The sequence below is a fragment of the Methylophilus aquaticus genome, from assembly GCF_030769565.1.
Classification (GTDB): Bacteria; Pseudomonadota; Gammaproteobacteria; order Burkholderiales; family Methylophilaceae; genus Methylophilus; species Methylophilus aquaticus.
The window spans coordinates 19,237-28,136 of the sequence record NZ_JAVCAP010000032.1 but is presented as its reverse complement, the minus strand read 5'-3'; the positions used below and the strand labels follow the sequence as shown (position 1 = coordinate 28,136).

Sequence of the window (8,900 nt, the reverse complement as noted above, 5' to 3'; positions counted from 1 at the left end):
CCGGATGAGTTTTACTTTAAACACCTGCCCGCAACACCCAAGGCAGCTTAAACAGAATCGCAAGATATTTCACTTAAAACTTCAAAGATTCTGTCCAACTAAACGGGGCCACCTCTAGGTAACTGCTGCGCCTCTTGATAAATGCTATCCCAAAGGGTTTCAGTCATCTCGATTTTTTGGTTGAGTGTAAGAGACATAGCAATCCTTTATTGATAAATAAAAACTTCTTCAATTGATAACGCCGCCACAGTTTTTAAAGATTTGCATGGGCTTTATAAGCCCACTATAAATACCAAGAAAGTCATCATACTCATAACTGTCAATCCATGAATAGACTTCATCATTTTCGCATCCACGAATTTTCTTTAATTCGAGCTTTCCAATTTTATTAAACCATAATTGCACTGAATGCTTCTGCACTAGCCTCCAGTCTGCGTAACCTCTTTCCAATGCCTCAACAACAGAGGCATTCACAACCACTGTAGCAGTATTTGCATTAATAACTTTAAACTCTCGATAGACCTGTTGAAAGTTGTTTTTAAACTCATTTTGGAACAAAGTCTCGGCGAACTCTTGATTTTGTTTACTTCGACTAAACTCCTTCCTCAAAGCTGTTGTTGTCAGTTCAGTGAAACTATTATTTTGACTCTGTAAATCATCCCAAAGCTGATTAAAAATAGCTGAACTATCCTCAAAACTTGGATGCCTTAAAATTTCTTCATCATGTATAAAACCAAAATCATAGAGTACTCCAGACAATCTTTTACCATGCCTGTTTATTCGTCCAGCAGTTTGTAAGAAACTCGACACAGAGCATCTTTCTCGATAACCAACTGCGAAGTCAATATCAACACCAGCTTCAACACAACTTGTTGCTACAAGAAACCAAGGTGTGTTGTCCCATTCTGATGTCTCCTGTCTTCTGAGTATTTCAGCAAGAATATTATCTCTATCCATTGGCGCCAGTCCTGTGGATAAATGCAGAACTTTTCTTTGGCGAATAGGTGTTTTTTCCTGCTGCTGACAAGTTACAGCCAAACTATGTGCAAAATATGCTGCACTTTGAACAGTATTTACGATCACGAGTACCGAGGGTTTTTCTTTTGGTAACTGATGAATTGAATTAGTAATTTTTTGGATTAAATCTGTTTTAGTAATGGCTTGCTCAATCCTCTCGAATGAAACACGCGCTTTCTCAATCTCACCCACACGATTAGATATGCCACTGGAAAGAATATCTGGAATCTGTTTTTTTATATCCCCTACAAAGAAGTCGTCGTTCCAATACTCAACCATGGAGCCAGAGGAAAAAACTATCTGACAGCCCCACTGTTCTGAGAAAAGCTTCAATAAATTCCATGTTGTCTTTAGCAACTTTGGGGGCAAACAAGCATGTGATTCATCAATAAAGATAACAGCACCGACCAAACCATGTAACTTTCTAAGTGTAGTCGGTTGTGCACTTGCCAGTGTTTCAAAAAATTGAACAGCAGTCGTTACTACAATTGGGGCTTGCCAGTTTGTTGAGTATTGGCGCATCTCCTTACTACTAAACTCAACTTTGTGATGACATTCAGCAATAACTCTTTCTGCATCTTCACCATTAAGTAAAATTGATTTTTTGAGTGTTAGCACGGTCTGGGAAATAATGTTGGTAAACGGCGCAATAATGAACAGTCTTGAAGCATCCTGTTGTATTGCTTTTCGCAACAAAAAGGCAGTGACTGATGTTGTTTTTCCCAAACCAACCGGTGCAGAGCACATGTAGACTTTTTCATCGCTCAAACTCTGACCTATGCACTCTTGGTAGAAATCATGTCTTATTTGATTACGAACCGTTTTTTGTGCATAAGGCGTTTTATCAAGGCCATTAACATACTCGTTCAAACAATCGAGCCGTTCCTGCCATCTGAGTGCTGGCAACTCGAAACGCTTCATCTGGATATTTTCATGATAATTTGCAGAGCTTGTATGGTCAGCTTCAACCAGACAGGAAAGTAAAATTCTGGCGGTGATACCTTCTTGTGGTAGCTTGCATTCTAAAATCGGGAATTCACCACAACATGCTAGCTGACGATGTTTATATTCCGATAACCTGCGCTCGGTTAATTCAATGGTTTTTAAATGCGCCTCAAAATGCTCTTTTGATTGCGAGTCACCGTCTCGATGATGCCTCTTACCGCGAAGTAAATAAAAGTCTTTGTCATACGATGTATCTGTATTTTGTTTGATTTTTCTACGAAAGTTTTTTTCATCGGTTTTGCTTGGTAAGCCTGGCGCATGATGCCCACGAATCACCCATGCTAACAACTCGTTTAGCATTTCATTTGCAATCGCAATGCCAGCATCTATATGGTCAACTGGCAGCCGACCTTTAGACTTGCCGCTAAAGACAGCTTGGTTATCATCATCCAGCTTGCCCATATCATGCAACATGATTGCAGCTTTATAGGTGTTTAATAAACGTTGTTTGGTTGCGCCATCGAAGCTGGTATAACGTAATAAACACTCAAACAATGGCAAACCATATTCCAGCATTTCTGAAATATGAATAGGGTAATAATGCGGTTCCCGCCCGGCATCATGTTCGGGCGGGGTATGCGCAATAAAATCAGATAAGGTCATTGAGATCAACGATGTTTTTGAATCTATCTTTTAAATCACCAATATCGGCCAAGGTTGGAATATCGTAATCAGTCCGGCTAGACGGACTTTCTACTCCTGCCTTCAGCTTCGGTTTAAGCGCATCCATCAGCAAGTATTCTGGACAAGAGCCCAGTACATTTTTATGCTCTGCACACCACGCATGCAAGATAGAAATCTGCGGACGAATCGCAGAGGTCGTATGTTCATACAAATAGGGGGTTATAAATTTGAACAACTCTAAATCTTCGCTTGTAGCCCCTGTTTTAGTAGCAACACTGGGGTTCACAAAAAACGGAATGCAATAAATGCCATGCGCTACCGCACGGTAAGCAAGCGGTGCCATGCCTCTGTCCTTGTCTCCTTCAACGCCTGATTTATTGGTATAAGTCATACGCTCAATTCTGACTGGCGCAACCGATAGTCCGACACCAATTTGTAAAACACCAGTGTTTATCAAATGCTCTAGCTCACCTTCCTTTTTGCGTTTTTCTAACTCTTTATCGCCTTCTATACCTTCTAAAAATGTATTGCCAAAGAGTCTGGCATCCCAATAGCGTTTGATAAATTCATCCTTTTTCAGACTTGAAATTTCTTTTCTATCGCGGCCACGTTTCTCCAGAATTTGAAATTGGTTTTCACCGCTGAAACTTAAATTTGCATTTGCCTGTTCCATAAATGCAGGGCTATCTACCAAATCACGATATTTACGTTTTACAGAAACAGGAGAGATCATACCCAAACCATCCAACTCACGTACTCTTGGTTCAGATTCCATATCGGGGTCACCGTTAGGATTGGACATTGTTACTTCCACAACAATTAAACCTGCATGACGATTAAAAGGTGCGTTCATTATTTGTTCCCCTCTTGAGTTGAATTAGATTGATTCTCAGATTTTTCATATGGTCTACCTGCAAGATAACCAAGCATCAGTTCTGCTTGATGCGTATTTGAGTCAGTGCTTTTGGGTTTTAAAAGTGCTTCTCTAAGCTCCTTAGCATCACGCTGAATCCAATAGAATGCATATAAGGAGTCGTCCTTTTTACCCTCTGCATGCATAGTTCTAGCCCAATTTTCATATGGCTTTAACCTCAAGGCGATATATTCCAAGGCTTTGAGAGGGCTATGTAATGCAATCGAATATGCCGCACTGCCAATTAATGTAGTAGGCATACTTCCTTTTCTAACAACACGACAATAACCTATATGCAACTCATTCATTGCTGAACAGTATTGTCCCAATTTGAAAGAAAGCTCACTCATGTAATCCTCTTTTCTTCTATTGATTCTGAATAACAAAACGGCCATTAAAGTAGTCATTCTCAAGGCATAAGAATTGGCGTCTATCGGTACTTTTTCTTTTGAGCCCAAGCTTTTCGATTCTGCGCAAAAGGCAAATAACTTTTGCGTTTGGGCGGTGATTTTTTTCAGGCTATGTGCAGCAATTCTTTTACTAAAATCATCCTGGTAAAAAAAGATGCGCATACTCTCATTGAAGCTGATTGCTGGCACTTCCCCCTTTGAAACTTCTCCATTTGAGTCAAAAACTTGTTTTGATAAAGCTGTTAATTGGTCTGGTGCAATCGCGTAGGGCTTACTGTTGTGTCTTTTTTTGTCTTTTCCCAGAGTAGCTAATGTGAAATATGGAGCATTTGCACATGCATCTCTCCATGATTGGGCCGCTTTTATGAGTTGATTTAAGGAGCATGTATTTGAATAAACCACTCTTTGATTGGCTTTATCGACTTTTCTGATTACTACAAAGTCCACCAGCGCATCCGGTTTCAAACTGCCGTTGTTCAACAGACCAAGCAAATCCTGTGTTCGACTCTGATAGTCATCCATATCTTCTACTTGTGTAACAAATTGGGTTGCTGGCAGGTTTAAGTCGTTTCGACAGTAAGCAATTAATAAATCATTTTTTCCAGACTTTTCTGAAGGTATCGCCTTCCATGTCTGGTCTTTCATTTTTTCAGCGGTCAGCTTTTGAAATAACCCATCAAACTTTTGGGAGAATCCTTTATCAATTGTGTAACTCTCGACACCAGATTTTCCATATCGCCGAACAGTAAGTTTTTCTCCATTGGCATCAAATTTTGAGTATGGTTTGATTTGACTTACGGGTTTACCTTTACCAAGATTTAGACTTGGAAACTTATCCTTGATAAGTGAGGCACTAACACCCACAATCGGACACTCCAAATCGGATGTCGCTGGATTACCGTTCACCTGCTGACGTTCTTTTTCTATCAAAAAATCGCTTAAATACTTTTTTCGCTTAGCTAAATCTGAAGCGAAAATATCAATGTTGTTGTCAGGTAAATAATCTAAAATTATTTGTACTCTGTTAGCATCTTCAATCTCACCACTGGGTTTGAGCTTTGCTCCATATAGTGCATTCAATAGTAAATGTGACGTTACTGCACTTAAGCTATCATTAAGTAGGGTATGCTCAATTTTTTCATCAAGCGACTTAAGCAAATCTACTCCATTTCTAGTGAATAGTGAGTAGCGTTTATAAAGTTCAGCCACTACTTGAATCTGATCACTTTCTGATGTTTCCAACTGATTAAGGCGTTCTAAAATCTTATTTCTGTAAGATGCTCTTGGCCATTCTATTTCTGATAAGGACTCACTTGGGTAATGTTGGATTAGAAAGCTGGCTAATTGTGGCAGTTGCTCCATTACAGTCGATTGTGGCGGCTGAAATCCTTTTTCCTCGCAGAGCAAGTTCAACTGATTAATTATGTTATTTTTAACCTCTGAATTTCTCTCTTTACGATAATTAATCGCCAGATTGTAAATTTGATTCCCTGAGGGTCTCAGTGGCTTTGTGAGTTTGATTGCTGGAAACTGGTCTTGGTTACTGGTGCGTAACACCCACACGTTAGCAAGATGTTTCTCGTCCATATATTCAAGGCGATTAATAAAAACCTCGCCTACAGAGTCAATATCAAGTATTACTCTAATAGACTCTTTACCTCCTGCCTTAGTAATGTCTTTATGCGTTTGGTCTATTTCAACAACATGCTCTAACCCATCCAGCATGGTTTTAAGTTCATTAAGCATAAACAAACTCCCCCTTGATAATTTTTGCTTCTGAACCCCTCTGGTAACGTGGCTGATAAGCGCCAGCGATGGCCTTATCAAAGACTTGGTTTAATACTGAAACTAAATCTAAATGTATTTCATCATTTTTTTCGGTTACACCCTCTCTTAAAGGCCCCCAATAACTCGCAACAAACTCATTCCAACCTAAACAGGGCGTTTTATAACATTGACCTTTTGCCAATCTGCGCTCAAACATTGCCTGTAACTGATGGCTTGGGTTATCACCATGTTTTAGATGTACCCCACTACCATTTTCAATATCAGCATACAGTCGATAGCAGACATCCGAGAGGATGATGGTTGAGAACTGAAAAGCGCCAGCATCATTATTTTGCAGGGGGCCTCGATAGTTGTTTGTATACTTTTGATAGCCAATTTGCTCACATGAATTACCGACTCTCCTACAAATCTCAACTCTCTTTGGGTTGATCCAGGCTCGCCCATCTTTTAAAAATGCTATGGATTCAAAAATACCTTTAGCAGCAGACCATGTGGGAATTGGATAGCTTGTAGGCGTTGAACCAGTATCCGGTCTTGCCCACATCGCAAAATCTCCTGATATTTCTAAACAAATTTGATACTTCGTCATTTGCTTGCTCCAATAAAAAGTGAGTTACTAAGTCATTGCCTGTAAGAACTACTTTAGATATTTGTAGATGATTGCAATAACTCCTGCATACAATAACAGCACATAAAACCTATCGGCTGGCAGCAACCCTAGCTCCCTAATTAAGGCAGGTATCCAGTCCATATATATCTTTGAAGAAATTGATTCCAGAAATATATTCCTAAAAAATTAATTTATCAAGTTCATTAGTAAGGTTATAATTAATTATCTTTCTTTTGAAAGAGTGGATTGAAACATTAGTAAGGTTAATTTTTACATAGGCAACTAGGCACCAGCTAAACACTGGTGCCTTTTTAAAAATCTAAACCAACCATCTAACTTCCACCTCCACACGCTGCCACGGGTCATCACTCGTTTTTAAACCGCTGATATATGCTTGCAGGTTCTCGGCCCTATCCATCAATTGTGAAATAGTAGCGTTATCCAACCTTGGCAGGTAGCCCAGTTTATGGCCTTGAAACTCGATACGCACTGCGCGGGTAGCGCAATGGTGACACCTGCCAAAAGCAAGTTTTTAAAGAATGTACGTCTGGACATGGGGTTCCTCCCTTTTTAGGGCACCTCTAAAAATTTAAATTCCGTTGCGATACTGCGTTGCTCATCAAAAATTTCTCCTGACATATCGAATATATGCGGCGTCTAAATTTTTTATATCGTGCCTTGTCTGGCTTAGCAATTTGATTTTTTAAAGCACCCTTTTAGCTCTTTCATCATTCACTACGACAGGCTCAAAAACTGAGCCTGTGCGAATTATTTTTAAGTGGTTTGGTGTATTGCGATGGCTTGTTGCAAATGTGCTACCAGTGCCTGTTTTAACGCGGGCGGCGCAACGATTTCAACTTCGGGCAGGTGACGTTGGATATCCATCAGCAGTTCACGCGCATCGGCATACGGGATGTGTAGCTGATAGCGGCCATCGTCCAGCCAGGTGGAGATTTGTTGGGGGTGCCATTGTTCGGTAGCTACCCAGCGGGCGCGGCGGGCACTAAATCTGAGTACGGCGGTATGCTTGGCGTTACCGGAAAAAATGCCGTAGCCAGAGGCAAGCAGGGCGTCGAGGGTAGGCTGATCGATGTCTATACATGGGCTGTTATCCGGCACGACCTCGCGCAGACCATCCAGTGCAAATATGCGCATTTCTTGCCGCAGATGGCACCAGGCGTCCAGATACCAGTTATCTTTGTAGTGCGCCAGACGTTGCGGTGACACGGTACGGCGGGTGGTTTCATCTTTGCCGCGTGCATAGTAGGTGATTGTCAGGCATTGCCGTTGCAACACGGCGGCGGTGATTTGCTGAAACTGGTTGGGGTCGTGGATGCGGGCGTTGATGGGCAAAATACGGATGCGATCCAGATGCTGCGGGTTGAAGTGATGCTTTCGCAGGCACTGCTCTATTTGCTTGCCGAGCAGACTGAGCGGCTGATTGAGAAAATCCAGCCGCAGTTGCACCAGTAATTTTTGCATGCCAAGCAAAGCGAGCAGGGTGTGCGGGTTGAGCCAGAAACCGGGGGCATCTAGTTCAAACTTGGCGTTAGTGTAGAGGTAGCCATTGGATTCGCGCTGATAGATAAGCGGCGCACCATGCTCTTCACGCAAGGTTTTGATAATACGTTTGAAAGTCGGCACTGAGCATTGCAAGTGCTTAAGAATGTCTGACTTGCTGCTGGGATAACGGCGTGCCTTGAAATAGGCATGCGCCTGTTCAATTTTTATTCGACGATCCACAAATTACCCCAATATTTTTTTACAAATACTATAGCAGGATAAATGACATGGCGGTTAAGCGCTAAAAGTGCTCGCAAAGCATCGACAGTAAAGTGAAAGGGGTCCTAGTTACGAATTGGCTACGTTCTAATGAGTGAAGAAAGTCGAAATTCGAGAGAAAAACTGTTTGATTGGTCGGGACGGAGTGATTCGAACACTCGACCCCTTGCACCCCATGCAAGTGCGCTACCAGGCTGCGCTACGCCCCGACGTTGGACTCAAACGGAGACCCGTTTGAAAAGAAGGCTGCATTATAAAGCAAAACCGCATATTCGCTAAGCGCAATATGCGGTTTTTATTCGCTATTAAAGCCTTATTTAAACGGCGACTTTAAGCAGTTGTATGACTTGCTGTAATTGTTCACGCAAGGCAGATACATCGATGGCTGACATTTTTTGTGAGGCATTGGCAAGCACCTCTGCTGCAGCCGTCATTGTGTTGTGCGCTTCGATTGCGGCAGCTTTTTCTGCTTTTTCATCAACGCCATCAAGACGGTTACGCGCACCACTGATGGTGAAGCCTTGTTCGTACAGGAGCTCACGGATTTTACGGATCAGCAGGACTTCATGGTGTTGGTAGTAGCGGCGATTGCCACGGCGTTTGACGGGTTTCAGTTGGGTGAATTCTTGCTCCCAGTAGCGCAGCACATGCGGCTTGACCCCGCACAACTCGCTGACTTCACCAATGGTGAAATAACGTTTGGCAGGGATGGGCGGTAAAATGACTTTTTGCGTTTCGACCATGCGTGTTC

6 protein-coding genes and 1 tRNA gene are annotated in these 8,900 nt (G+C 41.9%); all 7 read right to left on the bottom strand.

The annotated features are described in order from the left end of the window. Positions 1–228 precede the first annotated feature (228 nt). Entirely contained in the window at positions 229–2,625 is a 2,397-nt protein-coding gene (locus Q9291_RS12920; RefSeq protein WP_306390506.1) for a DEAD/DEAH box helicase, read from the bottom strand. Then, on the bottom strand, positions 2,612–3,499 hold the full coding sequence (locus Q9291_RS12915; RefSeq protein ID WP_306390505.1) for a type I CRISPR-associated protein Cas7: 888 nt from the start codon (positions 3,497–3,499) through the stop codon (positions 2,612–2,614). The genes Q9291_RS12920 and Q9291_RS12915 overlap by 14 nt, the downstream gene beginning before the upstream one ends. Next, positions 3,499–5,715 (bottom strand): hypothetical protein, encoded by a 2,217-nt coding sequence (locus Q9291_RS12910; protein ID WP_306390504.1) that lies wholly within the window; start codon positions 5,713–5,715, stop codon positions 3,499–3,501. Before Q9291_RS12910 ends, Q9291_RS12915 begins: the two co-directional genes overlap by 1 nt. Continuing rightward, positions 5,708–6,346 carry a CRISPR-associated protein Cas5 gene (gene cas5, locus Q9291_RS12905; RefSeq protein ID WP_306390503.1) on the bottom strand — a complete coding sequence of 213 codons (639 nt, stop codon included), beginning with the start codon at positions 6,344–6,346 and terminating at the stop codon, positions 5,708–5,710. The genes Q9291_RS12910 and cas5 overlap by 8 nt, the downstream gene beginning before the upstream one ends. A 795-nt stretch (positions 6,347–7,141) precedes the next feature. Further along, positions 7,142–8,110 carry a helix-turn-helix transcriptional regulator gene (locus Q9291_RS12900; protein WP_306390502.1) on the bottom strand — a complete coding sequence of 323 codons (969 nt, stop codon included), beginning with the start codon at positions 8,108–8,110 and terminating at the stop codon, positions 7,142–7,144. A 171-nt stretch (positions 8,111–8,281) separates the two neighbouring features. Beyond that, positions 8,282–8,358: transfer RNA gene (locus Q9291_RS12895), tRNA-Pro, on the bottom strand. A 108-nt stretch (positions 8,359–8,466) separates the two neighbouring features. After that, positions 8,467–8,892 (bottom strand): MerR family transcriptional regulator, encoded by a 426-nt coding sequence (locus Q9291_RS12890; protein ID WP_306390500.1) that lies wholly within the window; start codon positions 8,890–8,892, stop codon positions 8,467–8,469. Between the last annotated feature and the right edge of the window lie 8 nt (positions 8,893–8,900).